Here is a 25,280-nt window from a genome sequence, read left to right as displayed (position 1 = left end):
TCTTCTCAGGTCGCGGTGATCGTGCTGGTCGCCAGCAGGATCAGGATCACGATGCCGACCAGCACCCGGTAGAAGGCGAAGACCTCCGTCGTGTGCTTGGCGACGAACCGAATCAGCCACGCGACGCTTGCGTAGCCAACGATGAAGCTCACCACGGTTCCGACCAGCAGCGGTACGGCGCCCACGTGGCCGCCGAGTGCGTCCGGCAGCTCGAAGATCGCCGCACCGACCAGCGCCGGGATCCCGAGCAGGAAGGCGATCCGGGTCGAGGCGACCCGGTCGAGACCGCGGAACAGACCGGCCGTGATGGTTGCACCGGATCGCGAGACACCCGGGATCAGCGCCAGACACTGGATCAGACCCATCACGATCGCGTCGGTCAGCGTGGTCTTCTCCAGCGGCCGCTTCTTCGAACCGAGCCGCTCGGCCGCGACCATGAAGAACGACCAGCCGATCAGCGAACCGGCCACCCACCACATGCTGCGCAGCGGCCCCGAGATCAGGTCCTTCGCGAGGAACCCGACGATGCAGATCGGCAGCGAGCCGACGATCACGTACCAGCCCATCCGGTGGTCGAACTCGCCCCGGTGCTCCGGCTTGGTCAGGCCACGGAACCACGCGACGGCGTACCGGGCGATGTCCTTCCACAGGTAGAGCACGACCGCGGCGATCGCGCCGAACTGGATCACGGCGGTGAACGCGGTCACGCTCGGGTCGTCGATCGGCAGGCCGAGGGCCTTCGACGCGATCGTCAGATGGCCGGTGCTGGAGACCGGCAAGAATTCGGTGAGCCCCTCGACGATGCCGAGGATGATCGAGTCCCAGATGGTCACTCAGGCACCGACCCCGGAGAGTTCGAGCGCCTCAGCCAGCAGCCGCAGGTCGGCGATCCGCTGGTCCACGGTGGGGGCGAACGGCGTGACGGCCGCGGTGGTCACCCCGGCCTCGGCGTACGCCGTCAGCTTCTCGGCGAGCCGCTCCTTGCCGCCGAGCAGCGAGATGCCATCGATGAACCCCTGCGGTACGGCGGCCATCGCGTCGCGGTGCTGCTTGGCCAGGTACAGGCCCTGGATCTTCTTGGCCTCGTCCTCGTAGCCCATCCGGACGGCCAGCTGGTTGTAGAAGTTCTTCTCCCGGCTGCCCATGCCGCCGATGTACAGCGCGGCGTACCCGCGGATCGGGTCGGCGGCGGCGTCCAGGTCGTCGCCGGTCATCAGCGGCACGGAGGCGACGACGTCGAAACCGTCGAGTCCGAGCTCTCTCTTCTCGCGACCGGTCGCGATGTGCTTCAACTGCTCTCCAAGATAAGCGGGGTCGTTGAGGATCCCGAGCCAGCCGTCGGCGATCTCGCCGGCGAGTTCGAGGTTCTTCGGGCCGACCGCGGCCAGGTAGACCGGCACGTGGTCGCGGAGCGGGCGGCTGGACAGCTTCAGCGCCTTGCCGGGCCCGTCGGGCAACGGCAGCGTGAAGTGCTCACCGTGGAACTCCACCGTCTCGCGCCGCAGGGCGGCGTTGACGATGGCAACGTACTCGCGGGTGCGGGCCAACGGCTTGTCGAACCGGACGCCGTGCCACCCCTCGGACACCTGCGGCCCGGAGACGCCCAGCCCGAGCCGGAACCGGCCGCCGGACAGGCGGTCCAGCGTCGCCGCCGTCATCGCGGTCATGGCCGGCGTCCGGGCGGGGATCTGGAAGACCGCCGCGCCGACGTCGATCGTCGTCGTCTGGGCGGCGATCCAGGTCAGCAGCGTCGCGGCGTCCGAGCCGTACGCCTCCGCCGCCCAGGTGACCGAAAATCCCAGGGACTCGGCCTCCTTGACGAGCTTCAGATGGTCCAAGTGCTCGTCGCCGAAGACGAAGCCGATGTTCAGTCCGAGTCGCATGACTGGCGAGCCTATCCAGCCGTTGTCGGTGGGCCGCAATAGGCTCGACCCATGCAGCAGCGCTATCTCGGTCACAGTGGACTGGCGGTGAGTCGGCTCGGCCTGGGCACCATGTCCTGGGGACGGGACACCGACGAGCATGAGGCGCGTGAGCAGCTCGCCGCTTTCGTGGCCGCCGGTGGCACCCTGATCGACACCGCCGCGGCGTACGGCGACGGTGACAGCGAGCGACTGATCGGCACCCTGCTGGGCGACGTGGTGGAGCGCGACGATGTGGTGATCGCCACAAAGGCCGGTTTCAGCGTGCGCCGGGGCGAGCGGATCACCGACACCTCGCGCGGTTCGCTGCTGCGCGACCTGGACGCCTCGCTGCGCCGGCTGAACGTCGACTACATCGACCTCTGGCAGCTGCACACCTGGTCCGACGACGTACCGCTCGAGGAGACGCTGTCCGCGCTCGACTACGCGGTCAACTCCGGCAAAGTCCGGTACGTCGGGGTGTCGAACTATGCAGGCTGGAAGTCGGCCCGTGCGGTCACGTGGCAGCAGGCCTGGCCCGGCCGCGCCGTACCGGTGTCGAACCAGGTCGAGTATTCGCTGCTCGCCCGCGACGCCGAAGCGGACGCGATCCGCGCGGCCGGCGGGCTGGGGATCGGCGTGCTGGCGTGGTCCCCCCTTGGCCGGGGCGTGTTGACCGGTAAGTACCGCACCGGCATCCCGGCGGACTCCCGGGCGGCGTCTCAGCATTTGTCCAGATTCGTCGACCCCTACCTCGACGGCCGGGGTTCGGGCATCGTGGAAGCGGTGGCACGTGCCGCGGACGGGCTGGGCTGGACTCCGCTCGAGGTCGCGCTCACCTGGGTGCGAGACCGGCCCGGCGTGTCGGCGGCGATCGTCGGCGCCCGGACGGCGATGCAGCTGAAGTCCGTGCTGGGCGTGGAGGAGCTGACGCTGCCGCCGGCCATCGCGGCGGCGCTGGAGGATGTTTCGTAGTCTTGTACTGGAGGGTGCGGATGGCCGAATACGAGTTGCAGCAGTTCGAAGTCTCCCGGACGGAAACCCGCGGCGCGGTCCGCCGCCTGCTCACCGAGCACGCCGAGTACGGCGGCTGGGAGCTGGCCCGCCTCCGCCGCTACCCCGACGGAACCCGCCGCGTCTGGCTCCGCCGCCGCATCATCAAGGTGATGCGCACGCTCTAGGTTGGTCCTATGACGCTCTCCCGGCACGTCATCAGCGCGATCAGCACCGTCGAGGTCGGAGCGCGGTACCTCCGGCCGGTCGGCAGAAACTCGTTCCGCGGGCACCACGGCAGCGGGCCGATCGAGACGGCGTACGTCGTGGAGACGTCGACCGGTGCCATCGGGTGGGGACTGCCGCTCGGCCCCGGTGATCCGGGCGCGTTGATCGGGCGTCCCGTGTCTTCGCTCATCGACCCCGCTCGTGGAGTGACCGATCCAGCTGCGCTGTTCCTCGACTATCCGCTGCACGACCTGGCCGCGCGGATCCTCGACGTACCGGTTCATGTGATGCTCGGAGCGACCGGAAGCCCGCAGGTGCGCGCCTACAGCGGCGGCATCTACTTCGACGATCTGGACTCCGGCCTCGCGGCGCTGCGGGAGAATCTCGCTCAGGATCGCGCGTTCGGCTTCCGCGACTTCAAGCTGAAACTCGGGCGTGGCTACCGGTGGATGCCTGCTCAGGAGGGCCTTGAGCGCGACATCGAGGTCACGCGGCTGACCCGCGAGCTGTATCCGGAGGCGGAGATCCTCGTCGACCCGAACGACGGCTACTCGGTGAACGACCTGACGACGTACCTGGCCGCTGTGGACGACTGCCGCCTGTACTGGCTCGAGGAGTGCTTCCCGGAACGGGTCGAGGATCTCGAATTCCTCCGCGAGCACCTCGCCACGCTACCGACGCGGCCGCTGGTGGCCGACGGTGAGTTCGATCCCGACGTCGACAAGATCATCCGGCTCGGCCAGGCCGGGTTGATCGACGTCGCTCTGATGGACGTGGTCGGGCACGGCCTCACCGCCTGGCGCCGGACGATGCCGTCGCTGCCGATGAAAGCCTCACCGCACGCCTGGGGACTGCCCTTGAAGACCTTGTACGCCGCTCATCTGGCGGCGGGTCTGGGCAACATCGACATCATCGAGGGTGTGCCCGGGCACACCGTCGGCACTGTCGATGACGGCTACACGTTGGCGGACGGTCTGCTGACGCTTGCCGATCGGCCGGGGTTCGGCATCGACCTGGCCAGATAGCCGACCGTTGTGGCCATCACGGTCGTCAGCAGACCGGCGCCGATCAACGTGCTCTCCGCTCCGGCCGCCGCGATGATCGAACCGCCGGCGAGGAGGCCGACCGAGCTGCTCGCGTTGACCACCACCGATTGCCCGGACAGCAACGCTCGCCGGTCCGGGCCGGTTGAGGTCCGGGTGATCGCTGCGGAGATCGCCGTGATGCCCCAGACGATGAACACTCCCGACACCGCGCCGAACACCGCGACGCTCGCCGGGGTCGTCCACAGGCCCATACCTGCCCAGCACAGTCCGGTCACCGCCCAGGCTGCGCCCGCGAGCGGTACTGCGGAGAACCTGCTGACTATTTTTACGGCTACCAGCGTCCCCAGCAGGGCACCAACGCCGTACCCGCTCATGCCGGCCGCCACGTAGACCCCTGGCCGCCCTCGCTCGGCTCCGACCACGGACAGACCCAGCGTGAAGGCGAACCACGTCACGCATCCCGTCCCGCGCACCAGCCAGCCCAGCGTGACCTCCCGTCTTCCTTGGAGGCTGGCCCGGATTGAAGGTGCTTCGCTGCCGGCTGCGCGTGGCTCTCCCTTGATCCGCCAGCCGGCCAGCCCGGCCCCTAGGACCGCGCATGCCTCCAGCCACAGCAGGCCGTTCGTGACCCCGGCTGCGACGGCCGCCGCAGCCATCACCGGGCCGACCACCATGCCAACCCGCCGTACGCCGTCTTGCCAGGTCAGCAGGACGACCGCCTTCCCCTCGCCCCGCCGATCGCCGATGTCCGCGAGGAGCGACGTACGGCCTGGTGAACCCAAAGCATCACCGCAGCCCAGCACGAGGCCGCTGACGATCAGCAACGCCGGCGTGACCAGGTCCAGCGCCGCCGCTGCCGGCACGGCCGCCAGCGCGAGTGCCGACACGAGAGCGACCAACGCCAGCCGTCGTCCCGAATCCACCCACTGCCGCGCCCGGCGGCCCCACCACGGCGACAGCAACACCGGTACGCCGGCCGCGCCGCCCACCAAGCCGGTCGCCGCCACCGACCCGGTCTCGTGCAGGATCACCAACGGCAACGCCACCTGCGTGAACCGGAGCGCCAGGTCGGCGACTCCCCCGCCCGCCAGCAACAGCACCGCCTCGCCTCTCATGTCGTTGATTCTTCGGCGTCCCCGCCCTCGCGGGTAGGCAGCACGACCTGCGAGCTTGCCATAGCCTGGCCCTATGACCTCATTACCGGCGGTCGAGGATCTGCGGCTGGTCCAAGCCATCGCGCGAACCGGCGCGGTCGGCACCGCGGCCCGCGAACTCCGCATCTCGCAGCCCTCCGCGTCGCAGCGACTCGCCCGGATCGAACGCCTCTGCGGTACCAAACTCTTCGAGCGCGACACCCGCGGCGCCCGCCCCACCCCCGCCGGCACCGAACTCGCCCGCCGCGCCGACCACATCCTCAGCCACCTCGAAGAGGTCTACGACGCCACCCGCGCCGCCGCCACCGGCCGCCGTCTCGTCATCGGCACCTTCGCCAGCCTCGCGCCGATCCTCTTCCCTGTTCTGGACGCCGACCTCACCGACATCGACATCGAGCAGCAGGTCGACCACGGTCAGTTCCTCGTCGAGCGCGTCGCCGAAGGCACCATGGACGCCGCCTTCATCGCCATCGCCGACCAGATGACGCTTCCCCGCGGCACAGTCGCCCGCCGCATCGGCCGCGACGACCTCGTCCTGTTCGTCCCACCCGGCGTACCGCCCTCAGGAACCGGCAAGCAACCCCTCAAGGACCGCCTCGTCGCCTTCTCGACCTACGACCGAGGCAGCGAAGAGATCCAGGCCCGCCTGGTCGCCCTCGGCGCCACCGCCCGCCGCGGCGTCACCCTCGGCACCACAGTCGCCATGGCCCGCCGCCGCTCCAACCTCGCCCTGGTCCCCCGCAGCGCCCTGGCCACCGAACTCCAACCAGGCGAACAACTCACCCCCGCCCCCTTCCGCTACCGCCTCACCCTCTCCGTCATCACCTCCCCCACCCCACCGAAGGCCCTCATCCGCCACCTCCCCCGCCTCCGCGAGACCCTCAATCTGTTGCCCTAGGCATGGACCTTCGACCCGTTAGGGTGCGGGAATCCTGAAGACCGGCCCCACGATCCGAAAGGTCGTCAATGTTCGCTTCCCGTGTCCTGGCAGTCGCCACAGCGATCGTCGCCACACTTCCCCTGACAGCTCAAGCAGTTGCCGCGGGCCCCGATTCCACCCCGGCGCGGTTCGCGTCCGAGGTCCGCGGGCTCTCGTCCACCCAGCGCCACGAGCTGCAGAACGCCGTCAACGCCGAGCTGGCCAAGCGCGGCGGGCGGCAGATCGCCGCGAACAAGGTCCTGTGGGCCAACGGCGATGCCGCCACCACCATCCAGTCCCAGGCCGACTGGGGCGACCCGTCGACCTGTGCCTACGGCAACTTCTGCGTCTACACCGGCTCCGGCTACACCGGCAACCGCACCGACTTCTACAACTGCCGCTCGTACACCTACTACGACGACTTCTGGTCCTATGTGAACAACCAGACCGGCGGCACAGTCGCCACCCTCTACCTGGATCAGCCCGGCGGTCCGGACTACACCCCCGGCGCATGGCACGGCCAGTTCACCTGGAACGGCCTGAACTACAGCAGCATCAAGCCCTGCTGAATTTGTCGTGAACAACCGCTCGGCTGGGTCCTGCGTCCGGCACACTCGGTGGCATGAACCTGGGTCGGCTGGCAAGTGACCGGCGGCGGTTGACGGCGTACTGGAGCGCGACCGTGGTGCACGTCGCCGCGGTCGCGCTCGACGTCAAGCTCCTCAAGCAGGCCAGCAAGTTCACCCTCATGCCGATCCTGCTGTCCTGGACCCGCACCCAACAAGGGCACCCACTGCTGCAAGCCGCCCTCCTCGCCTCCGCAGCCGGCGACCTCCTCCTGGAGACACGCTTCGAGCTAGCCGGCATGGCCGCCTTCGCCGCCGCCCACGCCTGCTACCTCGCGTTCTTCCTCAGCAAACCCGGTCCCCGAAGCTGGCGCGTCCTCGCCGCCTACGCCGCCCTGTGGGCAGCCCTCATCGCCGCCCTGTCCCCCGGCCTCGGCACCCAGAAGATCCCAGTAGCCGCCTATGCCCTCCTGCTCACCGCCACCGCCGTACTCCCGCTGGCACAGCCCCCGCGCCGGCCTCGGCGGCCTGCTCTTCCTCATCTCCGACGCCCTGATAGCCCTCCGCATGTCCGGCCGCGACTTCCCCGGCCGCGGCGCCCTCGCCATGTCCACCTACGCCGCCGGCCAGTACTTCCTGACTACTTCGCGAACACCTGCGAGTCGTCCGCACACGCCTTGACTCCAGCGCATTACCAGCAGGGTCGTACAGGAACATCGTCCACTGTTCCCCCGGCTGCCCCTCGAACCGCACACACGGCTCGATCACGAACGCCGCACCAGCCGCCCGGAGCCACTCCGGCTGCTTCAGCGCCAAATGCGTCACGAACTGAGTCGCCTCAAATACGGCGACAGCCGAAGGGGTCTTTCGATCCAGCTGGTAATGGTGGCCCGGCACAGAAATCGATTTCTAGGCTGTGCCCTCACTCACTCGCCAACCTGAGGAGCACCGATGACACTTGTCATTCCCTCCACCCACCAGCTGCGCACCGAGCTCGCGGCCGACGACCTCACGCAGCCCATCCCGGGCACCAGCGGCATGGAGCAGTACGGCGCTCCCTGCCAGCCCATCTACCAGATGCACCTCGCACTGAGCGCCGACGACCTCAACCCGGCCTTCGGCTGAGCACCGAGATGCCGGCGGGCGGGCTGATCCGGGGCGGCCTACGGACGTCCGAAGCGTTGCCGGCGGTCAAGACCGTGCTCGCCGGAACCCACCGGATCTGCCCGCCCGAAGAGACACTACGGCGGATCGAACCGCATTTCGCCGCGATGGGCATCACCAGACTGGCTGATCTCACCTGGCTCGACGACATCGGCATCCCGGTCTGGCAGGCCGTCCGGCCGAACTCGTACACACTTTCAGTTGCCCAGGGCAAAGGACTGACCGGCCCGCTGGCCAAAGTATCCGCGGCCATGGAGGCGATCGAGACCTGGCACGCTGAGCGGCTGCGCCCCGGCCGACTCGAGGCGGTCGGCGCCCTGGCCTCCGAACTGCCTTACAACCCGGCGGAGCTGCCCCTCGTTCCGCGACACCATCTGAACCAGGCGGCGCTGATCGAATGGTCCCCGGCGGTCCCGATCCGCGACGCGACCGCCGCCACCTGGGTACCGATGGAACTGGTCCGGCTCGACGGGCGAGTAGTTCGTCGCTGGCAAGTGCCGCTGTTCCATCCGTCGAGCAACGGCCTGGCCAGCGGCAACACCCTGCACGAGGCGACGCTGCACAGCCTGTACGAGGTCATCGAGCGCGACGCCGCCACGCGGGCCGGACACCCGCCCGCGCGGTTCCTGATCGACCAGGCAACCGTGGACGGCGATGCGGGCCGGCTCCTGGAGCAATTCCGGCGCGCCGGCGTCGACGTACGGATCGATCTGATGCCTTCTCCGATGATGATCGCCTGCCTGCGGGTGCGGATCGTCAGCGACGCCTTTCCCAGCCTGTTCCAGGGGATGGGCTGTCATCTCGACCGCCAGGTCGCCTTGTGCCGCGCGCTCACCGAAGCCGCACAAGGCCGGTTGACCGCGATCTCCGGCGTCCGCGACGACATGCCAGGAACGTGGTACCGGCGAGCGGCTCGTGCCGTCTCGGGCACCAGCGGACCGCCCGCGCTCGACCCCCTGTACGACGACGCCCAGCTGGTCGATTTCGAATCCGTTCCCTCGACGTCGCACCCAACACTCGAAGAAGATCTGGCAGCGGTCGCTGGCATGGTCGCCAAGACCACCGGTCGTGAGCCTCTTGTCGTCGATCACACCCGTGCCGAACTCGGCATCCCGGTGACGCGGGTGATCTGCCCAGGCCTGCTCTACGACCCCGAACTGACATGAGGGCGGCATGACAACACTCTTGTATGTCGGCCCGTCGCTGGCCGACGCGGACGAACTTCTCAGTGACACCGACATCGAGGTCTGCCCACCGATCGCGGCCGGCGATCTGCTCCGGCTCGATCTCGGACCCGGCGACACCATCGGGATCGTCGACGGATACTTCCACCAGCAGCGCGCCGTACGGCACAAGGAACTGCTGATGCAGCTCGAGCGCGGCGTCCGGGTGCTCGGCGCGGCGAGCATGGGAGCCCTGCGGGCAGCAGATCTGGACACCTTCGGCATGGAAGGTGCCGGCCGTATCTACCTCGACTACCGCACCGGTGTGCTGACAGCAGACGACGAGGTGGCGGTCACTCACGGGCCCGCGGACTCGGGCTATCGGCGGGCGTCGGAGCCATTGGTGAATATGCGGGCGACGCTGGAACTCGCCGAGGCTCGTGGTCTGGTGAGCCGCGAACAGCGGGAACGCCTCATCGACCGGCTGGCCGCGACGCCGTACCAGCTCCGTAACTACCGAGGTCTGATCGAGGTCGCCCGGAACTTGGCCGTGCCGCGAGTAGAGGAGTTGCGACGGTTCTGCAGGACAGAGCCGGTCGACCGCAAACGCGAAGATGCGCTGGAACTGGTACGACGACTTTCGGAGCCGGCGGCCCCGAAGCCGGACAGACAGCCGGACGAGACCAGCCGAACGATCTTCCTGTATGCCTGGGAGACCGCGGCCCGCCGTACCGAGTCGACCGAGTTCGTCGATCTGGCGCTGCTGCGGATCAGCCAGCTGCTGGCTGCCGGCTACCCAGCAGCACATCGCGACTCCGTGCTCCGCCGCGTCGCCGAGGAGTGCAGGCGCGAGTGCGACGGACAGGAGGCAGCCGACGACCGGGCCGTCGCCCTGCACCACGGCGTTCATCGCGGCTGGTACGGCGACCCGTCCGCCACCGACGACTTCGGCTTTCTGGACCTGTGGCTGACCCCGGCCGAGCTCGCGACTCTCGACCGCACGGAGCAGCTGACGCTGTTCGTCGTGCGGAGCTATCGCATCGTGCCGAGCATCATGGACGACCTCGGCGGTATCGAGGCAGCGCGGCAGGCGGGGCTTCTCGGCCCCGCTCGGCAGCTCGCCGACGCCTCGGTGATGGTGAACAGCGGGGCGGCCCGCAATGATCGTGGATTCTCGATCGACCTGTTGCGCGCCGACCGGCTGATCCCATGGATCTGCACCCACTGGAAGGTGACGCCGGCCGAGCTACCGTTCGCGCTGCTCGACCGCGGGCTCGATTCGGAGGCCGCACTGGTGACGGCGCTGCGTCCGTACTACCTCCTGGTCCGCTACAACCCCGAGCTTCTCACGCTGTTCCCCGGGACCACTCCGGCCGTCGATTTCGATCTCGGATACGCGGTCAACGCGATTTCCGAGCGACGAAATGCTCTGTTCCAGGAGATCTTCGAGCTACCGGCCGAGATCGAGCCGAACTCCTTCGTCACCGAGCCGGTGCTGCAGCAGATCAGGGACAGTCTTCAGCTCAGCTCAGGGGACGTGCTGGCCGACCTGGGGTGCGGTCGCGGCGGCCCTGGACTGTGGCTCGCACGGCTGACGAGTTCCCGGCTCCATGGGGTCGACTCGTCCACGGTGGCCGTCCAGCAGGCGACGGAGCGGGCGGACCGTGCCGGGCTGGCAGACCAGGCGCGATTCGACGTCGGCGATCTCACTGCGAGCGGACTCGACGACGCAGCGGCCGCTGCCGCTATCTGTATCGACGCCTTTCACTTCGCTGCCGACCACGTGGCTGCCGCCCGCGAGGCCTGCCGCATCTTGAGACCCGGTGGGCGTTATGTCCTGACGGGTTGGGAGCCGATCGACATCGACGATGACCGCTTGCCGGCGCCGCTCCGGGTCGACTTCGAAGCGGTGCTCGGCCGCGGAGGATTGGCCATGGTACAACGGACCGAGCATTCGGATCTGGCGGATCGCCAGATCCGCCTCTACGAAAGGGCACTGGCCGACCGGACGGACGACGACGCGATGCGGCACCTGAGGGCCGAGGCTGCGACCGGGCTGCCTCTGTCACCGCTTCTCCGTCGTGTCCTTGTCGTTGCCGAGAAGCCTCGCGTCTGAGGTCAGGCTTGCGTGAGGAACCTGTCGAGGACGCGGGAGCCGAACTCCAGTGATGCCGTCGGGACGCGCTCGTCGATACCGTGGAACATGCCCATGAAGTCGAGCTCGGGCGGTAGCTGCAGCGGCACGAAGCCGAAGCACCGAACACCCAGCCGGCTCCAGGACTTCGCGTCCGTCCCACCTGACATCAGCAGCGGCGCCGTACGGCTCTGCGGGTCCTCGGCGGCGAGGCACGCCTTCATCGCCTCGACCAAGCCACCGCTGAACTCGGTCTCCAGCGCGATGTCGGTGACCACGCTCTCGCGCGTCACCTTGTCGCCGAGCAGTTCGTCGATGGTCGCGTGGAACTCATCCTCGAAGCCGGGCAGGAAGCGGCCGTCGATGTGCGCCTCAGCTTCGCCGGGGATCACATTCACCTTGTAGCCGGCGTTCAGCATCGTCGGGTTCGCCGTGTTGCGGATCGTCGCGCCGAACATCCGGCTGAAGCTGCCGAGCTTGGCAAGCGTCTCGGTCATGTCCTCGGGGTCGAGCTCGACCTCGAGCACCTCCTCCAGCGTCTTCAGGAACTCCCGCACGGTCGGCGTGATCCGCAGCGGCCACTCGTGCCCGCCGATCCGCGTCACCGCCTCCACCAGGTTCGTGACCGCGTTGTCGCCGTTGATCATCGACCCGTGACCCGCCGTACCGCGGGCCTTCAGGCGCATCCAGTCCATGCCCTTCTCGGCCGTCTCGATCAGGTACAGCCGCAGGTCGTCCTTGACCGTCACCGAGAACCCGCCGACCTCACCGATCCCCTCGGTGCAGTCCGCGACCGTCTCCGGATGATTGTTGATCAGCCACTGAGCGCCGTACACGCCGCCGGCCTCTTCGTCGGCCGTGAACACCAACCGCACCGGCCGCCGCGGCTTCACCCCCGCCCGCTGCCGCGCCCGTACGACGGAGAGCACCATCGCGTCGAAGTCCTTCATGTCGACCGCGCCGCGCCCCCACACGCACCCGTCGAAGATCTCCCCCGCGAACGGATCGACCTTCCAGTCCTTCGGATCCGCCGGTACGACGTCCAGGTGCCCGTGCACGAGCAACGGATCGGCGCTCTGGTCCTCGCCCTCCCAGTGCGCCACCAGCGTCGCCCGCCCCGGCTCCGACTCGTAGATCGTCGACTCGATCCCGACCTCGTCCAGCTTCGCCGCGACGTACTCCGCCGCGACGCGCTCCCCGTTGCTCTTCCCGTTGCCGTAGTTCGTGGTGTCGATCCGGATCAGCTCACTGCAGAGCTCCACCACTTCGGCATCAGGGCTGTACGACGGCTCAGTCATACGACCCATCTTCTCTCAGAGCACACTCAGCCCGTACATCTCCCCCAACGGATCCGAGATCAGCTCCACCCGGGTCCCGTCCGGGTCCCGGAAGTAGATCGACGTACCGCTCTCCTCCAGGTACTCGACGCTCGCCTCGTCCAGCCTTCGCTTGAGCTCGACCCAGCGCTCCGGCTCCACCGAGATCGCCAGATGATGCAACCCGCCCAGCACCTCGGCGTACGGGCCCAGATCCAGCCCCGGAAAGTCGAAGAACGCCAGCAGGTTCCCGTTCCCGATGTCGAAGAAGAAGTGACTCGACCCCGCGTAGTCCCGGTTCCCCACGATCTCCGTCAACGGAAACCCCAGCACCCCCTGATAGAACCGGATGGTCGTCTCCACATCCGCACACAACACCGCCACATGATGCAACCCCCGCGCCGTACTCCCCGCCCGCTCCGGCCGCAGATACTCCCCCCGCAACCGCTCCCGCTCCGCCTCGATCCCTGCCACATCAACAGTCCCCACAACACCCAACCCCTCTCGCTGAACCCCCATCACACACCCCCACCCACCCGATGTGAATTCCACCCAGGTTGTTTGCTACTGTTCTCCGGTCGGCGCCGCCAAGGCGCAGACCACCTGTCCGGGTGGCGGAATAGGCAGACGCGCTAGCTTGAGGTGCTAGTGCCCTTTACGGGGCGTGGGGGTTCAAGTCCCCCCTCGGACACCAGACTTCAAACGCTGCGCCGGCCATCTGGTCGGCGCAGTATGCATGTGAGGGGCCGTGCAGACAACCGGCCCGGCGCGCTGAACGCACGCCCGCCTCCCCCACCACTTGACAGAAGTAACTAGTTGGTCACATCTGAGAAGCTCTTCGTCCGGCAGCGCGGCCGGCAACGCTCTCTCTGCGGCCTGGTTCTGAGCTTCCGAGCCGGATTCTTAGTGACCTTTGCCGCACGGACACGCCCACGCAATTCCTCGACAAAGGCGCGGCGACGTCCCCGCTGCCAGGGTCGACCAGACGGGCCCGTGCTCGACGCCGGTCCATGGCCCCCGCCACCACCACATCGAACTGATGGACATCTGCTTGGCCGGGTTGTTGGGGATTCGCGTACCACGCCAAGGAGATGCTCGACGGGTACGCCGACGTGCGGGCGGAGTATCCGGAACTCCAGCCACTTGCGGTCTGGCTCACGCAAGGATCGCCCGACGAGCGGCCACTGATCGTTTACCCACGCCACGCCAGGACCTGCCATTGCAGGACACTTCCGTCGGGCGCGAGCTCCGATCGGGTGCCGGCGGCTCGCACTCACCGGAGGGCCGAGATGAATACCTTGCACGAGGTTCTTCCTGCCTTTGCGACGAGGATGCTCCGGTCTGCCCGCCCTAGGCGATCCTCCGCGATGCCAACAGCTTCGGGGTAGCTCTCCAGCTTCCAGTCGTGTTGCTGCCCGGCCGTCTCAACCAGCGACGGGAGCGGCACGTAACGCTTGGACGAGGCCTTGAACGAGCTTTCTTTGAGGAACTCCGGCACCGTCCCGCACTCTGTGTCGAAGGTGAGATCGAAATTCTCATTTGGCCCGATGTAGACCGCGAATCGAACTCCGGCCGCGTCTTCAGGCAGCCGTATCCCATTGTCTTTGGGCGCCTGTTCCAGCGTGAGGTCCGGCGCCGAGGCGGCGGCCTCGCGAGGGCTGAGATGCTCGATCAGCCGTCGGCTGCCAGGACTTGGTCGAAGAGGCTGGGTTCCGGGTCGGGCCGAGTGGGAGCCGGTGAGGATCTCGTGCCGGACTGGGCACCTGGTTGGACGACCGCACGTCCGACCGCCTCCTCCAGACCTTTGACCGCAAGCCGATCGGCGCGCTCGTTCTCCGGATGGCCTGCATGCCCCTTGACCCACAACCACTCGACCTCGTGCCGCGCGGCCGCCTGCTCCAGCCGCTGCCACAGATCGGCGTTCTTGACGGGCAACTTCGCCGACGTACGCCACCCGTTCAGCTTCCACCTCGGCAGCCACTGGGTGATTCCGTTCCGCACATACGTGCTGTCGGTATGGACCGTCACGACTTCGCCGTCCCGGGTCAGCGCCTCCAGCGCCATGATCGGAGCCATCAACTCCATCCGGTTGTTGGTGGTCTCCCCTGGCTCTCCGCCGTACAACTCCTTCTCATGCTTCCCGTACCGCAGTACGACGCCCCACCCGCCAGGCCCCGGATTGGGACTGCACGCCCCGTCGGTAAAGATCTCGACCACCCGCTTGTCTGTCACCGCCGAACCCTATCGCCAGGGACCATTGTGGAACTGGGCCGGATGGCGTCACCTGCCGGAGGGGGCCGAGCTCGCCCCAGCTCCGCCCCCTCCGGCCCCGTGCGGGGATCCCCACCCGCCGCTTGCCGCAGCCGCCCCCGACTGCCGCAAGCGCATGGTCAAGCTAGCAACACGAAGCGTTGCACTGTCGGGTTCGTTAGATGACTCACAACGCCGCGCTCGACACGCCTGATCCGGCTTGCGCCACGCGACAGCCGATGCAGTTGGAGAACTGCTTCAGGTTTCACATTCCTGTATACACGTCGATTCCAGCCACGGAGGTTGCCACTGGCAACCGAACGGTCGCAGCTGATCGTCAGGTGGCCGTCGGTGAGAAGGAGGTCTATACCTGGAAGGCACAGCTGGACATCGCTTCGGGACCGGACTGGCTGCGTCTGATGGGGTACGTCGAGATCCGCAACGCGCGGCAGCATGGCCTTGGGCGACTCACCGAATCTCAACTCACCGAGCGACGAGATGACCTGCTGCGCTCGATTCGGGCGGCGGCCCGCAGATTCACCGGCATCCCCGATCTGCTGATCTCGACCTCGCGATGAACGAGGCACTGGCCAAACGGATCAAGTGACGTACATGAAGTTGTCGATGCTCGAGATCGGGATCCGCCGTCGAGAATAGGCCTCCGGCCGTTCCGCGTTGTACTCCTCGATGATCGCGTAGCTGCCATCGAGTCCGGCCACCCAGGCAACGTGGCCGTAGGTGCCGGCGTTGAACTGGGCGATCGCGCCTACCGCGGGGGTTCGGGAGACGGCGCCGCCGTACTTGCGGGCAGCCTCGTCCCAGTTCTTCGCATTGCCGTAGTTCGGGCCGTTGAACTTCGAGCCGTTGGCCGGCTTGTAGTACTTGTCCACCCGGGACGCCACGAACGACGTGCACTGGTTGACGACGAAGATGTAGGGATCGAGGATCCACCACCCGCCCCACGGGTAGTCGTCATTGGCGCCGAAGGCGATCACTTCGCCGGCCGAGGGCAAGCCGTACTTGCCATAGCGGTCGGCTTGGGCCCTGTACAGGTAACAACCTTGTACGTAGTGGACTCGCGCGTAGGTCCCGGTGACAAGGATCGCGGCATTGGACCAGCTACCACCTCGACATGGCTTCACCTGAACCGTGTAGCCGGTTGCGTGCGACGCGGGGTCCCAGTAGACGTCAACGGAGCTGTCGTCTGTTCTCGGCACGGCCCGTACGCCGGTTACCGGCGCGGGCGTGATGATTGTGAGTGTGGCGATAGCTGTCGGGTTCGGCGCTGTACTGAAGCCGGCAAGGTTCTCTGTCGCGAGGACGAAGATGTACGTCCGCCCAGGGATCAGGTAGCTCATGGTGAAGTCACAACACACCACTGGGTAGACGGCTTGCGTCCAGTTCTCTTGATCGCTGAGGCGGTACCAGATTCGGTAGTAGACGTTCGGGGTCGGACTGGCCGTCCACGTGAGTCGTACCGCGCTATCGCCAGAGGGAGTCGCCGTGAGGTTCGAAGGCCGCTCCGGGATCGGCGGCATCGGCTTAGCGCCCGCGGCCACTGATGGCCCCGAATCACCCGCCAGGTTGGTGGAACGGACGCGGAACTCGTAGTAGGTGCCGTTGGCCAAGTAGCCGACCGTGAAGGTGCAGCAGGTGTCCAGCGGGTACTTGAGGCGCTGCCAAGTACCACCGGCCGGGCGGTACTCGATCCAGTAGTAGACGTCCGGACTGGAGCTGGCATTCCATCGCAGCGTCACCTTGCCATCGCCAGGTGTGGCCGTCAGACCAGTAGGTGCGGCCGGAAGCGGCGGTAGCGGTCTCGCCCTTGCACTGTTGGACGCAGAGCTGTCGCCGGACACGTTGGTCGCGCGGATTCTGAAGTCGTACGTCGTGCCGTTGGCGAGGTACTGGACGGTGAACGTGCAGCACGAGTCCAGCGGGTACTGCAGCCGCTGCCAGCTACCGCTCGCCGTCTTGTACTCGATCCAGTAGAACACGCTCGGACTGGGGCTCGCCGACCACCGAAGGGTCACCTGGCCGTTGCCGGCTTGAGCCGTCAGGTTGGACGGTGGCAGTGGTAGGCCGCCGACAGATGTGGCACTTGCTGCGCCCGAGGTGGCGCCTTCGCCACCTGGATTCTCCGCGGACACCTTGAACTCGTAGACGTGTCCGTGGACCAAAGGCCCGACACTGTGCGCCGTACGGTCTGTCGGATAGATCCCCTTGGTGAAACCTTGCCCGGCCGTCACGTCTCGCTGGTAGATCCAGTAGTAGAGACCGTCGCCTGCGGAGTTCCAGTCGAGGTCAATGCTGCCGTCGCCTGCAGCTATCGCCGTTAGACCTGTAGGCGCCGGAGGCGGGCTATAGCGAGCAGTAGCTCGTGCCGCATCCGACTGGGGGCCATCGCCGGTCATGTTGGTGCCGGCGACCTTGAAGTCGTAGACGTGGTTGTGAAGCAGCAGACCAGCGGTGTGCGTGCAGCACTCCCCCACGGGCAGCGGGAGCTTGGTGTAGGTGCTCTCGCCTGCAGTGACGTCTCGCTGGTAGACCCAGTAGTAGAGATCAGGCGCGGCCTGACTCCAGTTGAGCCGGATCTGGCCGTTGGAGAGCGTGGTAGCGGTCAGACCCGTCACCTTCGGCGGTAGCGGGAGCCGTGGCGTAGCCCGGACCGTGTTGGAGGCTGCGGACTCACCGCCCTGGGCCACCGCTGTCACCTTGAACTCGTACTCGTGATCGTTGACGAGATAGCCCGCCGTGAACTGGCAACACGTCGTCAGCGGCAACGGCAACCGGGTGAACTCCGCCTGGCCTTCCGTCACATCACGCTGGTAGACCCAGTACCAGGTGTCGGGGGTGTTCGACTTCCAGTTGAGCCGGACCTGCCCGTTGCTCGCCGAGGCCTCCACCTCGGTCGGCGCGGCCGGTGTCGGGTACGTCGACTTCGCGCGAGCCAGGTTGGACGCGGGCGAATTGCCCCCGGAGTTGGTGGTCTCGACCTTGAACTCGTACTCGTGATCGTGCGCGAGATACCCGGCCCTCAGTTGGCAACACCCGACGGGTAACGGCAGCTCGACGAAGGCGGTGTCCCCTGCGGTCAGGTCTCGCTGGTAGACCCGGTAATAAACGTTCTCGGTCGGCCCAGACCACTTGAGCTCGATAGTCCCGTCGCTCTGCGGTACGGCGGTCAGCCCCGCCGGCGCCGGCGGCACCGCGTAACGCGCGGTAGCCCTGGCTGTCGCAGACCTCACCGACTCTCCCCCGCCATGTGTGGCAGTGACAGCGAACTCGTACTCGTGGTTGTGCGCCAGCCACAGTGCCCTCGCCGTCGTGTCGCGGCTGTCCCCATCGCTGACGGCGGTGAAGTCCGTCTCGCCTGCAGTGATGTCTCGCCGGTATACCGAGTAGTTCCAGGCGTACGCCACAGCTGCCCAGTTGAGTGTCACCGAGCCGTCCGAACCAGCTGTGGCCGTTAGACCTGTCGGTGCAGGCGGTGCCGCGATGGTGACGGCCACAGTCCGCGTCGCCGACGGCAGCCCCTCGCCCACGCTGTTGCTCGCGGTAACCCGGAACTCATAGGTATTGCCCGTCTTGAACCCACCAAGCGTCCGAGCCGTCTCCGACATCTGCGCCACGCGTGCGAAGTGCGACTGGCCGGCGGTGAGGTTGCGCTGATAGATCGAGTACGTCGTCACAGTCCCGGGTGGTGCCGTCCAGCTGAGCCGTACACCGCCGGACGACGATTCGGCTGTTGCGGCGAACCCCGCAGGCGCAGCTGGAACCTGCGCCGGGTCAGGCGTCGGAACAGGCCACGTCACGCTGACGAACCTCGGCCGGTAGATCCTCGCGTCGTCGTACAGGTCGTCGTCGTTGAGGCTGTGCACGTTGTACGAGACGAGCAGCTTGCCTGGTTCCGCCAAGGACGGGTGGAGGCGTGCGTCGTACACGATGACGCCTTCGCGGGCCGCAGGCTCTGGTGCGGTGAAGAGTTCGGTGGGCCCGGTGAACGGGCCGGTCGGACTTGCTGCGGTGTACGCGACGATCTGGCGTCCGAAGACCACGTTGCTCTCGACGGTGACCACTACGTACTGGCCGTTGACCTTCTGGACACCGAAGGCCGTGCCTACACCCGACAGCTGGAGCCGGGCAGAGGTACTGCCCCACGTCGTACCGTTCCAGAACTGCCAGGTGCCGCCGAGGCCGCCGGCCGGTACGCGTGCGACGTGGGCGAACCGCATGCCGGTCGAAGCGACGTACTCGGATCCATAGACGTAGGTGTACGGCCCGTCCTCCAGTACCGCGTTACCCCACGCTACGGTCGAGCCGACGGGCAGCTCGACCGTGCTACTGACTGTCAGTGCGGGCAGGGCAAGAGTTGCTAGAGCCGTCCCTGTCAGCTGGACGTCCAGGGCGCCTTCACCAGTCTTCCTATAGCGGTTGTAGAGGACTTTGACGGCTCCGGCTTCCACTGTGGCGTCTGCGACCCAGTAGAACTCTCCGGCGGCCGCTGGCTTCACTAGTGCCTGCGGTGCGGCACTGGTTCCACCGTGCAGCGTGGCGGTCAGCGCGTCGCCCGTCTGGACCACGAGGCTGTTGTTGATCATGGGGCTGGTCCGCGGCCGGGTGAAGTCCGCGTTGACTGTGCCGAGCATGGTGTCCGAGAAGATCCAGGCGGTCCTACCGTCGGGCAGCGCCACCGAGACCGTGCTGTCACCGCCACTCCAGCGGCCACCGGTATTGCCGTAGTCGTTGAACATCGCAGTCAGCCGCTGGCCTTGATCGGCTAGCGGGGCCGCGGCGGCTCGAGCCGGTGAGGCCACCAGCGAACCGGCCAGCAGGGCAAGGGAAACGAGGGCACGGACCAGCATGGGCGCTCTCCTTGAGACCGCCGGTAGACCGGCGCAGGGGCGTAAAAGTTACCAACACGAATAGTTGCCCCGGAAGCATTTGCGCGTCCGTCGAACCGATTGCCAACCAGTCGCCGATATGCCACCCACCAGCCCGTGCGCAATGAGTGACGAGCGATACAGCTGCCTGCACCCGACTCCAGGCCCTCCGACCGGTTACGGTGCCAAGATGACTGCGCGCATGTGGCGAGGGCGGGTTCCGACCGACAAGGCTGCTGAGTACGCCGAGATTGTCGAACGTACCGGGATGACGGGCTACCGGAGCACACCGGGCAACGAGGGGGCACAATTGCTCACCCGCGATCTCGGCGACGGGCAGACCGAAATCGTCACGCTGAGCTGGTGGACCGACCTCGACCAGATCCGCGCCTTTGCCGGTGACGACATCGAGGCCGCCAAGTACTACCCCGAAGACGACGACTACCTGCTGGACCGCGAGGCCACCGTGACCCATTTCGAGGTCATGCCACCACACTCACACTGAATCGCGCTCCTCCACCTGTTACCGGCGCGCCAGCCAGCCCATCAACTGGACGACCTGCCGACGCGGGAGCAGCCTGCTGGCGAGCGCGAGCGGCCGGCCATTCGTGATGACCGACGGCGGTGCGGACCGGCGGTCCAAGGTTTCGAGGGCCGTCTTGACGACGGCCTCCGGGGTGGCGCGCTTCGCGCCGTAGTCCGCGGTCTGGCTACCGGCGGTGTCGAAGAACTCTGTCTGCATCGCACCGGGGCAGACGGCGAGGACGCGCAGGCCGGTGCCGCGGGTCTCCTCCCACAGCGATTCGGTGAAGCTGAGAATGAACGCCTTGGTGGCGCCGTAGACACCCATGTACGGCGTCGGCTGGAAGCCCAGCAGGCTTGCAACGTTGATCAGGAAGCCGTTACCAGCGGCCGTCAGCGGGTCGACGTACGCGCGACTGAGGTCAACAAGGGCGCTCACGTTCAGCGCGAGCATGCTCTGCAGGCGTTCTGGATCTTCCTGGGTGAAGGCGTTGTGGGTACCGAACCCGGCGTTGTTCACAAGACTCGTCGCGTAGATGCCCTGGGACTCGAGTTCCGCGCGGAGTGTGCGGCCGGCATCGGGCAGGCCGAGGTCGCGGGCGACGACGGTCACCGTGACGCCGTAGGCGCGGGTGAGTTCGTCGGCCAGGCTCTCGAGCCGGTCCGCCCGGCGCGCGACCAGTACGACGTTCGCGCCGCGCCGGGCCAACTGGCGCGCAAATTCCGCGCCGAGACCCGAGCTCGCTCCGGTGACGATGGTGGTCTGTCGTTGGTATTCAATCGTGGTCATGTGTACACCCTAGGCACGCCTGTGCACTCAGTGCAAATTGCTTCCTTGAGTAAACCGCCCTACCATCGGTGCATGGCCCCGAAGCAGACACCCCTTCGCGAGCAGACCCGATCCGTGGTCCGTTCGCTGCTCGCTCGCACCGCGCTCGATCTGTTCGCAGCCAAGGGGTACGACGACACGACGTTGGACGAGGTCGCCGCCGCAGCGGGTGTGTCGCGGCGGACGCTGTTCAACTACTTCAAGAACAAGGAGGACCTCGCGCTCAGCGGCTTGTCCGAGCAGGGCGAACTGATCGCCGCGCGCTTCGCCGAGCGCCCGGCCGACGAAGATCCGTGGACTTCCCTCCGCGCGGCGTTCCAGGTGCTCGAGGAGATCGAGATGACGGCCGAGCGCCGCCTCGAGATCATCACCCTGCTGTTCGGCAACGAGAGCCTGCGCTCCGGCCACGCCGAGAAGCAGGCTCGTTGGCAAGACCTGCTCGCGCCGCAGATCGAGCCGCGACTGGCCGACTCCGACCAGCGCGCCTTCGAGGCACGCGCGATAGCGGCCGCGGCAATCATCTGCCTCCAAACCGCGAACGAGGAATGGGCTCGCCTAGGAGGGCGAACCGACCTGTTCGACCTCTACGACGCCGCCGTAAGGGCGGTCCGCCGCCCAGTCTGAAGTCGTGGCGATGCCACACGGCTGCGAAGCCGATGACTTCGAACGGCCCGTCACCACAGATAGGAAACACCAAGGAGACGGCGTCGACGCCGCAGTCGACCGGCGTAGCGGTTACGGTGAGGACGATGACCGTGGCTCCGTCGGTCAAGGGCACCACGACGGCGCCTGCCCCGGTGGTACGAAGCTTGCCGAAGGCGATCGGCGACGTGGGATCGCTCCCGGCGGGACTCTTCTGCCGGGACCTGAAAGAGCAAGGGGTACAGCTATGGCGCGGCGATCGACTACTGGCGGCTGCATGGGCAGCCCGACCAGATGGATGCCGACCGCAACGGTATTTCTTGCGAGACCGTCTATCCGCCGTGATCTGGCCGGGCGGGGAGCTATGGATGCCGACCAGAACGGCATCCCGTGCGAGACGGTCTATTCAGTTGCCTTGGTCAACGACTTTTGGTTCCAGTGAGGCGTTCCGTCGGAGTGGCGTTGCTGTCCGCGGCCCTGGTCGTCGCGGGCGGCGGCCTGATCATACTCACCGCTACCGGTGCTTTCGACCAGTCTGAGTCCAACAAGCCATCCGGTCGGGCGCCAACTGTTGCTGCAACGCCTGCCCAGCCCCCGACGCAGAAGCGGCCTTCGAGGTCGGCGACTACACCGCCGCCGGTCGCCATCAGGGCCACCCGGTACGTGTTCCCGATCGGTGGTTGCCGGGCGGATGCTTCGCAGAGTCATCATGACTATCCGGCGTCGGACATCTTCGCGGACAAGGGATGTGAGTTCGTCTCGCCGGTGGACGGACGGATCGACGAAGTGACCTGGGTGGACACCTGGAACAAGAAGACGAACGTCGGGCGTGATCGTGGCGGGTTGTCGATCTCCGTCGTCGGCGTCGACGGCGTGCGGTACTACGGATCGCACTTGTCGGCCATCGGAGCTGGGATCAAACCGGGGCTGGTGGTGAAAGCCGGGCAAACACTGGGCCTGACCGGGAAGACCGGGAGCGCCCAGCTGACGCCGCCGCATCTGCATTTCGGGATCAGCTGGCCGACGCCTGCCGGGCACTGGTGGATCCGACGGGGAGCCGTGCCACCGCAGACTTTCCTCAACGCGTGGCATTCCGGGCGACAGCTCTCGCCGGTGTCGTTGGTCGAGAAGACCAGGCGAGCGTACGGCGCCGACCGCGGGTGCCGGTCTTACTGCTGACGAAGGGCGTCCGCCAGCGATGGGTTTGTTGCATGGCAGAGTGGTGGACCGAGGGACAGTGCAACTGCGGAGGAGGTATGTGAGTGCAGCCGGCCGCCATACTGCGCCGCTTCGGGCCTGATCCCGACAACTGGGTACGCCGTACATCCGCCGATCACGACGTTGTCGTCGTCGGTGCGGGGCAGGCCGGACTCGGCATCGGATTCGCACTGCGGCGGGCCGGCATGGGCCGTTCTGCAGTCGTCGACGCAGCGGCACCTGGCGAGACAGGCAGCTGGACGACCACCGCACGGATGCACACGCTGCGCACGCCGAAAATTTGGCCGCAGCCGGAATACGGCCACCCGGAACTGAGCTTCCGAGCCTGGTACGAACGCCTCCACGGCGAGGCCGCCTACGACACCGTCGAAAACATCCCACGGACCGTCTGGGCGCAGTACGTCGCCTGGTTCGGATGCACCGTCGACGTACCCGTTCGCCACCACACCCGATTGGTCGGCGTCTCCCCAGCCTCCGACCACCTCGTCCTCCGCCTCGCGGTGAGCGGTAGTGACGGCCACGTGGCAGAACGGGTCGAGACGACGAGAAAACTCGTACTGGCGACAGGCGTCGAGGGTACCGGCGGCCCCGCTCTCCCGCCGTACTTCCGCGCGCTTCCCGCATACCTGGCCGCCCACACAGGCGATCGAATCGACTTCACCCGGCTCGCGGGCCGGACCGTCGCCGTACTGGGAGCTGGATCCTCCGCTCTGGATGCTGCGGCCATGGCGCTCGACGCTGGCGCGCACGAGGTCCACGTCTTCACCCGCCGATCCGAACTTCTCGTTCAGGGACCAAGCCGCAACATCGGGCGTAACGTCGGCGCCAAGGAGAACTTTCACCGGCGCAACGACGCCGACCGATGGAGAGCCCAAGTCCTGGCAGCCCGCACCGGGCGCAGTTGCACGCTGGAGTCTGTGACGCGAGCCGTCGCCTTCCCGGGGTTCCGAGTCCACCTGTCGGCACCGTGGCGGCACGCGCGAGCCGACGGTGGCGCGGTCCGGGTCGACGCGGCCGACGGCTCACACGTGTTCGACTTCGTGATCGCCGGAACGGGCTATCAGTATGATCCACGAACCCGGCCCGAACTGGCCGAGATCGCTCCGCACATCGCCTTGTGGCGAGACCGGTACGAACCGCCGGCCGATCTCACCCACGAAAGTCTGGGCTCGTTCCCGTACCTCGGTTCCGGCTACGAGCTCGTCGAGAAAGAGCCGGGCACCGCCGGCTTCGTCGGACGTGTTCACGTCTTCACCGCGGCGGCAGGTCTCAGCTTCGGTATTCCCGCGGGAGACGCACAGAGCCTGGCGACCGGGATCCCTCGACTGGTCGATGCTCTGAGCCGAGATCTGTTCTTCGAAGACCAGGAACACCCACAACCCGCCAAGCCGCGCCCGACGGACACTCACCGATCGGTCTACGAAAACGCCATCTGGACCCCATGAGCCGCCTCGGGTGGAGATCTGAGGACACCGCAGTCTCTGTCAAAGTCTGTAGCTAGTTGGTCACGACGTAGCGCCGGTACGTCGGCCTGCCGATCCGTGCGTAGGTATCCAGTCCCGTCAACTGGGGCCTTTCGGGATCCGTCGGCGGGTCCCTTGGCCCTGACCGCGGTCCGGCCCCGACGACGACGATGGAGGCATCATCCAGATCCGTTGAAGGACCAGAGACCATGACGCTGATGGGCCACCGGCCGCACCACACCACTGACAACACCGTCGCCGCCACGACCGGCAACAAGCCGGCCCGCATCACCACCGCCGCTGCTCGCGCACTCGCCGTGCTGCGGATCGTCTTCGGCCTCACCTTCTTGTGGGCCTTCGTCGACAAGGTCTTCGGCCTGGGCTACGCCACTCCGGCCGGCAAGGGCTGGATCGACGGCGGCGACCCGACGGCCGGATTCCTGGGCAAGGGCACCAGCGGCCCGTTCGCCGGCTTCTACCACTCGCTGGTCGGTGACTTCTGGGTCACGCCGCTGTTCATGCTCGCCCTGGCCGGCATCGGTCTGGCCCTCACGCTCGGGATCGGCATGCGCATCGCCGCCGTGGCCGGCACCGTTCTGTACCTGATGATGTGGAGCGCCGCCCTTCCGCCGGAGAACAACCCGGTCCTCGACGATCACATCGCCGGCGCCGTCACCGTCGTCGTACTCGCCCTCGTTGCCGCCGGCAACACCTGGGGCCTCGGCAAGATCTGGACCGGCACCAACCTGGTCCGCCGCTTCCCCTGGCTGCAGTGACCATCTCGATCCGAGAAGCCGTGAGCCTCGCCGAGGTCACGGCTTCTCGCTGTCTCCGGCCCCTACCCCGAGGAGCGCCGCGATGAACGGAACCGTCAGCCGACTTCTGCAAA

The 25,280-nt window shown here is 67.1% G+C and carries 22 protein-coding genes, 1 tRNA gene and 2 pseudogenes; 16 read left to right on the top strand and 9 right to left on the bottom strand.

Translation table 11 applies throughout. The features are described 5' to 3' along the window. Positions 1-5 precede the first annotated feature (5 nt). On the bottom strand, positions 6-833 hold the full coding sequence (locus ABZS29_RS21520) for an undecaprenyl-diphosphate phosphatase (protein ID WP_355464039.1): 828 nt from the start codon (positions 831-833) through the stop codon (positions 6-8). Then, positions 834-1,883, bottom strand: a complete 1,050-nt coding sequence (locus ABZS29_RS21515) for an LLM class F420-dependent oxidoreductase (protein WP_355464038.1) — start codon at positions 1,881-1,883, stop codon at positions 834-836. A 51-nt stretch (positions 1,884-1,934) separates the two neighbouring features. Here ABZS29_RS21515 and ABZS29_RS21510 point away from each other — a divergent pair, with 51 nt between their 5' ends. Genes ABZS29_RS21510 through ABZS29_RS21500 form a run of 3 tightly spaced genes read left to right on the top strand, consistent with a single transcriptional unit; the run spans position 1,935 to position 4,147 of the window. Continuing rightward, complete coding sequence (locus tag ABZS29_RS21510) at positions 1,935-2,876, top strand: aldo/keto reductase (RefSeq protein ID WP_355464037.1); 942 nt, start codon at positions 1,935-1,937, stop codon at positions 2,874-2,876. A gap of 20 nt (positions 2,877-2,896) precedes the next feature. Further along, positions 2,897-3,082 carry a DUF5703 family protein gene (locus ABZS29_RS21505; protein WP_185445878.1) on the top strand — a complete coding sequence of 62 codons (186 nt, stop codon included), beginning with the start codon at positions 2,897-2,899 and terminating at the stop codon, positions 3,080-3,082. Between the two features lie 9 nt (positions 3,083-3,091). Continuing rightward, positions 3,092-4,147 (top strand): enolase C-terminal domain-like protein, encoded by a 1,056-nt coding sequence (locus ABZS29_RS21500; RefSeq protein ID WP_355464036.1) that lies wholly within the window; start codon positions 3,092-3,094, stop codon positions 4,145-4,147. Here the strand turns inward: ABZS29_RS21500 and ABZS29_RS21495 are convergent. Beyond that, positions 4,078-5,283, bottom strand: coding sequence for an MFS transporter (locus tag ABZS29_RS21495; protein ID WP_355464035.1), 1,206 nt, complete (start codon positions 5,281-5,283; stop codon positions 4,078-4,080). The two genes, ABZS29_RS21500 and ABZS29_RS21495, sit on opposite strands and share 70 nt — an antisense overlap. A 73-nt stretch (positions 5,284-5,356) precedes the next feature. On the opposite strand from ABZS29_RS21495, the gene ABZS29_RS21490 reads away from it, so the two are divergent. The 6 genes and pseudogenes from ABZS29_RS21490 to ABZS29_RS21465 all read left to right on the top strand — a co-directional run bounded on the left by ABZS29_RS21490 (position 5,357) and on the right by ABZS29_RS21465 (position 11,250). Further along, a complete protein-coding gene (locus ABZS29_RS21490; RefSeq protein WP_355464034.1) occupies positions 5,357-6,220 on the top strand; it encodes a LysR family transcriptional regulator in 864 nt (287 codons plus the stop codon). A 68-nt stretch (positions 6,221-6,288) separates the two neighbouring features. After that, entirely contained in the window at positions 6,289-6,810 is a 522-nt protein-coding gene (locus tag ABZS29_RS21485; RefSeq protein WP_355464033.1) for a hypothetical protein, read from the top strand. 53 nt (positions 6,811-6,863) lie between these two features. After that, a pseudogene (locus ABZS29_RS21480) lies at positions 6,864-7,488 on the top strand (lysoplasmalogenase). A 270-nt stretch (positions 7,489-7,758) separates the two neighbouring features. Continuing rightward, positions 7,759-7,932: a hypothetical protein gene (locus tag ABZS29_RS21475; RefSeq protein WP_355464032.1), complete on the top strand. Its 174-nt coding sequence runs from the start codon at positions 7,759-7,761 to the stop codon at positions 7,930-7,932. A gap of 8 nt (positions 7,933-7,940) precedes the next feature. Next, the gene (locus tag ABZS29_RS21470) at positions 7,941-9,137 is read left to right on the top strand and encodes a YcaO-like family protein (RefSeq protein WP_355464031.1); all 1,197 of its coding nucleotides are present in this window, start codon (positions 7,941-7,943) and stop codon (positions 9,135-9,137) included. A gap of 7 nt (positions 9,138-9,144) precedes the next feature. After that, on the top strand, positions 9,145-11,250 hold the full coding sequence (locus ABZS29_RS21465) for a TfuA-like protein (RefSeq protein WP_355464030.1): 2,106 nt from the start codon (positions 9,145-9,147) through the stop codon (positions 11,248-11,250). Between the two features lie 2 nt (positions 11,251-11,252). Here ABZS29_RS21465 and ABZS29_RS21460 read toward each other — a convergent pair whose 3' ends face one another. After that, the gene (locus ABZS29_RS21460) at positions 11,253-12,566 is read right to left on the bottom strand and encodes a M20/M25/M40 family metallo-hydrolase (RefSeq protein ID WP_355464029.1); all 1,314 of its coding nucleotides are present in this window, start codon (positions 12,564-12,566) and stop codon (positions 11,253-11,255) included. A 15-nt stretch (positions 12,567-12,581) separates the two neighbouring features. Beyond that, positions 12,582-13,058 (bottom strand): VOC family protein, encoded by a 477-nt coding sequence (locus ABZS29_RS21455; RefSeq protein WP_355464028.1) that lies wholly within the window; start codon positions 13,056-13,058, stop codon positions 12,582-12,584. Between the two features lie 131 nt (positions 13,059-13,189). Here ABZS29_RS21455 and ABZS29_RS21450 point away from each other — a divergent pair. Then, positions 13,190-13,278: transfer RNA gene (locus tag ABZS29_RS21450), tRNA-Leu, on the top strand. Positions 13,279-13,857: 579 nt separating this feature from the next. Here ABZS29_RS21450 and ABZS29_RS21445 read toward each other — a convergent pair. Both ABZS29_RS21445 and rnhA read right to left on the bottom strand, forming a co-directional pair. Next, on the bottom strand, positions 13,858-14,082 hold the full coding sequence (locus ABZS29_RS21445) for a hypothetical protein (protein WP_355464027.1): 225 nt from the start codon (positions 14,080-14,082) through the stop codon (positions 13,858-13,860). Between the two features lie 293 nt (positions 14,083-14,375). Then, positions 14,376-14,816, bottom strand: a pseudogene (gene rnhA / locus ABZS29_RS21440) (ribonuclease HI); the annotation flags it as partial. A gap of 200 nt (positions 14,817-15,016) precedes the next feature. Here rnhA and ABZS29_RS21435 point away from each other — a divergent pair. Further along, complete coding sequence (locus ABZS29_RS21435; RefSeq protein WP_355464026.1) at positions 15,017-15,412, top strand: hypothetical protein; 396 nt, start codon at positions 15,017-15,019, stop codon at positions 15,410-15,412. A 21-nt stretch (positions 15,413-15,433) separates the two neighbouring features. On the opposite strand, the gene ABZS29_RS21430 is transcribed toward ABZS29_RS21435, so the two are convergent. After that, positions 15,434-19,699, bottom strand: a complete 4,266-nt coding sequence (locus tag ABZS29_RS21430; RefSeq protein ID WP_355464025.1) for a fibronectin type III domain-containing protein — start codon at positions 19,697-19,699, stop codon at positions 15,434-15,436. A gap of 208 nt (positions 19,700-19,907) precedes the next feature. Between ABZS29_RS21430 and ABZS29_RS21425 the strand changes: the two genes are divergently transcribed. Next, positions 19,908-20,222 carry a hypothetical protein gene (locus ABZS29_RS21425; RefSeq protein WP_355464024.1) on the top strand — a complete coding sequence of 105 codons (315 nt, stop codon included), beginning with the start codon at positions 19,908-19,910 and terminating at the stop codon, positions 20,220-20,222. An 18-nt stretch (positions 20,223-20,240) separates the two neighbouring features. Here the strand turns inward: ABZS29_RS21425 and ABZS29_RS21420 are convergent, their stop codons facing one another. Next, positions 20,241-21,029 carry an SDR family oxidoreductase gene (locus ABZS29_RS21420; protein ID WP_355464023.1) on the bottom strand — a complete coding sequence of 263 codons (789 nt, stop codon included), beginning with the start codon at positions 21,027-21,029 and terminating at the stop codon, positions 20,241-20,243. A gap of 72 nt (positions 21,030-21,101) precedes the next feature. Between ABZS29_RS21420 and ABZS29_RS21415 the strand changes: the two genes are divergently transcribed. The 4 genes from ABZS29_RS21415 (at position 21,102) to ABZS29_RS21400 (ending at position 25,167) form a co-directional block, all read left to right on the top strand. After that, a complete protein-coding gene (locus ABZS29_RS21415) occupies positions 21,102-21,692 on the top strand; it encodes a helix-turn-helix domain-containing protein (protein WP_355464022.1) in 591 nt (196 codons plus the stop codon). 456 nt (positions 21,693-22,148) lie between these two features. Further along, positions 22,149-22,889 (top strand): M23 family metallopeptidase, encoded by a 741-nt coding sequence (locus tag ABZS29_RS21410; RefSeq protein ID WP_355464021.1) that lies wholly within the window; start codon positions 22,149-22,151, stop codon positions 22,887-22,889. Positions 22,890-22,972: 83 nt separating this feature from the next. Further along, positions 22,973-24,373, top strand: coding sequence for a SidA/IucD/PvdA family monooxygenase (locus tag ABZS29_RS21405; RefSeq protein WP_355464020.1), 1,401 nt, complete (start codon positions 22,973-22,975; stop codon positions 24,371-24,373). A gap of 227 nt (positions 24,374-24,600) precedes the next feature. Then, positions 24,601-25,167 (top strand): hypothetical protein, encoded by a 567-nt coding sequence (locus ABZS29_RS21400; protein ID WP_355464019.1) that lies wholly within the window; start codon positions 24,601-24,603, stop codon positions 25,165-25,167. The last annotated feature ends 113 nt before the right edge of the window (positions 25,168-25,280 follow it).

Source organism: Kribbella sp. NPDC005582 (assembly GCF_040605415.1).
In the GTDB taxonomy this organism is placed as follows: Bacteria; Actinomycetota; Actinomycetes; order Propionibacteriales; family Kribbellaceae; genus Kribbella.
The sequence above is the reverse complement of the archived record's forward strand: the minus strand, read 5'-3'. Positions and strand labels throughout refer to the sequence as shown.

Excerpts from the sequence above, each read along its gene's own strand:
- ABZS29_RS21475 (WP_355464032.1), top strand. The coding sequence starts at position 7,759 with ATGACACTTGTCATTCCCTCCACCCACCAGCTGCGCACCGAGCTCGCG.
- ABZS29_RS21435 (WP_355464026.1), top strand. The coding sequence starts at position 15,017 with ATGACTCACAACGCCGCGCTCGACACGCCTGATCCGGCTTGCGCCACG.
- ABZS29_RS21430 (WP_355464025.1), bottom strand. The coding sequence starts at position 19,699 with ATGCTGGTCCGTGCCCTCGTTTCCCTTGCCCTGCTGGCCGGTTCGCTG.
- ABZS29_RS21515 (WP_355464038.1), bottom strand. The coding sequence starts at position 1,883 with ATGCGACTCGGACTGAACATCGGCTTCGTCTTCGGCGACGAGCACTTG.
- ABZS29_RS21460 (WP_355464029.1), bottom strand. The coding sequence starts at position 12,566 with ATGACTGAGCCGTCGTACAGCCCTGATGCCGAAGTGGTGGAGCTCTGC.
- ABZS29_RS21425 (WP_355464024.1), top strand. The coding sequence starts at position 19,908 with ATGACTGCGCGCATGTGGCGAGGGCGGGTTCCGACCGACAAGGCTGCT.
- ABZS29_RS21415 (WP_355464022.1), top strand. The coding sequence starts at position 21,102 with ATGGCCCCGAAGCAGACACCCCTTCGCGAGCAGACCCGATCCGTGGTC.
- ABZS29_RS21485 (WP_355464033.1), top strand. The coding sequence starts at position 6,289 with ATGTTCGCTTCCCGTGTCCTGGCAGTCGCCACAGCGATCGTCGCCACA.
- ABZS29_RS21510 (WP_355464037.1), top strand. The coding sequence starts at position 1,935 with ATGCAGCAGCGCTATCTCGGTCACAGTGGACTGGCGGTGAGTCGGCTC.
- ABZS29_RS21500 (WP_355464036.1), top strand. The coding sequence starts at position 3,092 with ATGACGCTCTCCCGGCACGTCATCAGCGCGATCAGCACCGTCGAGGTC.
- ABZS29_RS21400 (WP_355464019.1), top strand. The coding sequence starts at position 24,601 with ATGACGCTGATGGGCCACCGGCCGCACCACACCACTGACAACACCGTC.
- ABZS29_RS21420 (WP_355464023.1), bottom strand. The coding sequence starts at position 21,029 with ATGACCACGATTGAATACCAACGACAGACCACCATCGTCACCGGAGCG.
- ABZS29_RS21465 (WP_355464030.1), top strand. The coding sequence starts at position 9,145 with ATGACAACACTCTTGTATGTCGGCCCGTCGCTGGCCGACGCGGACGAA.
- ABZS29_RS21505 (WP_185445878.1), top strand. The coding sequence starts at position 2,897 with ATGGCCGAATACGAGTTGCAGCAGTTCGAAGTCTCCCGGACGGAAACC.
- ABZS29_RS21495 (WP_355464035.1), bottom strand. The coding sequence starts at position 5,283 with ATGAGAGGCGAGGCGGTGCTGTTGCTGGCGGGCGGGGGAGTCGCCGAC.
- ABZS29_RS21490 (WP_355464034.1), top strand. The coding sequence starts at position 5,357 with ATGACCTCATTACCGGCGGTCGAGGATCTGCGGCTGGTCCAAGCCATC.
- ABZS29_RS21470 (WP_355464031.1), top strand. The coding sequence starts at position 7,941 with ATGCCGGCGGGCGGGCTGATCCGGGGCGGCCTACGGACGTCCGAAGCG.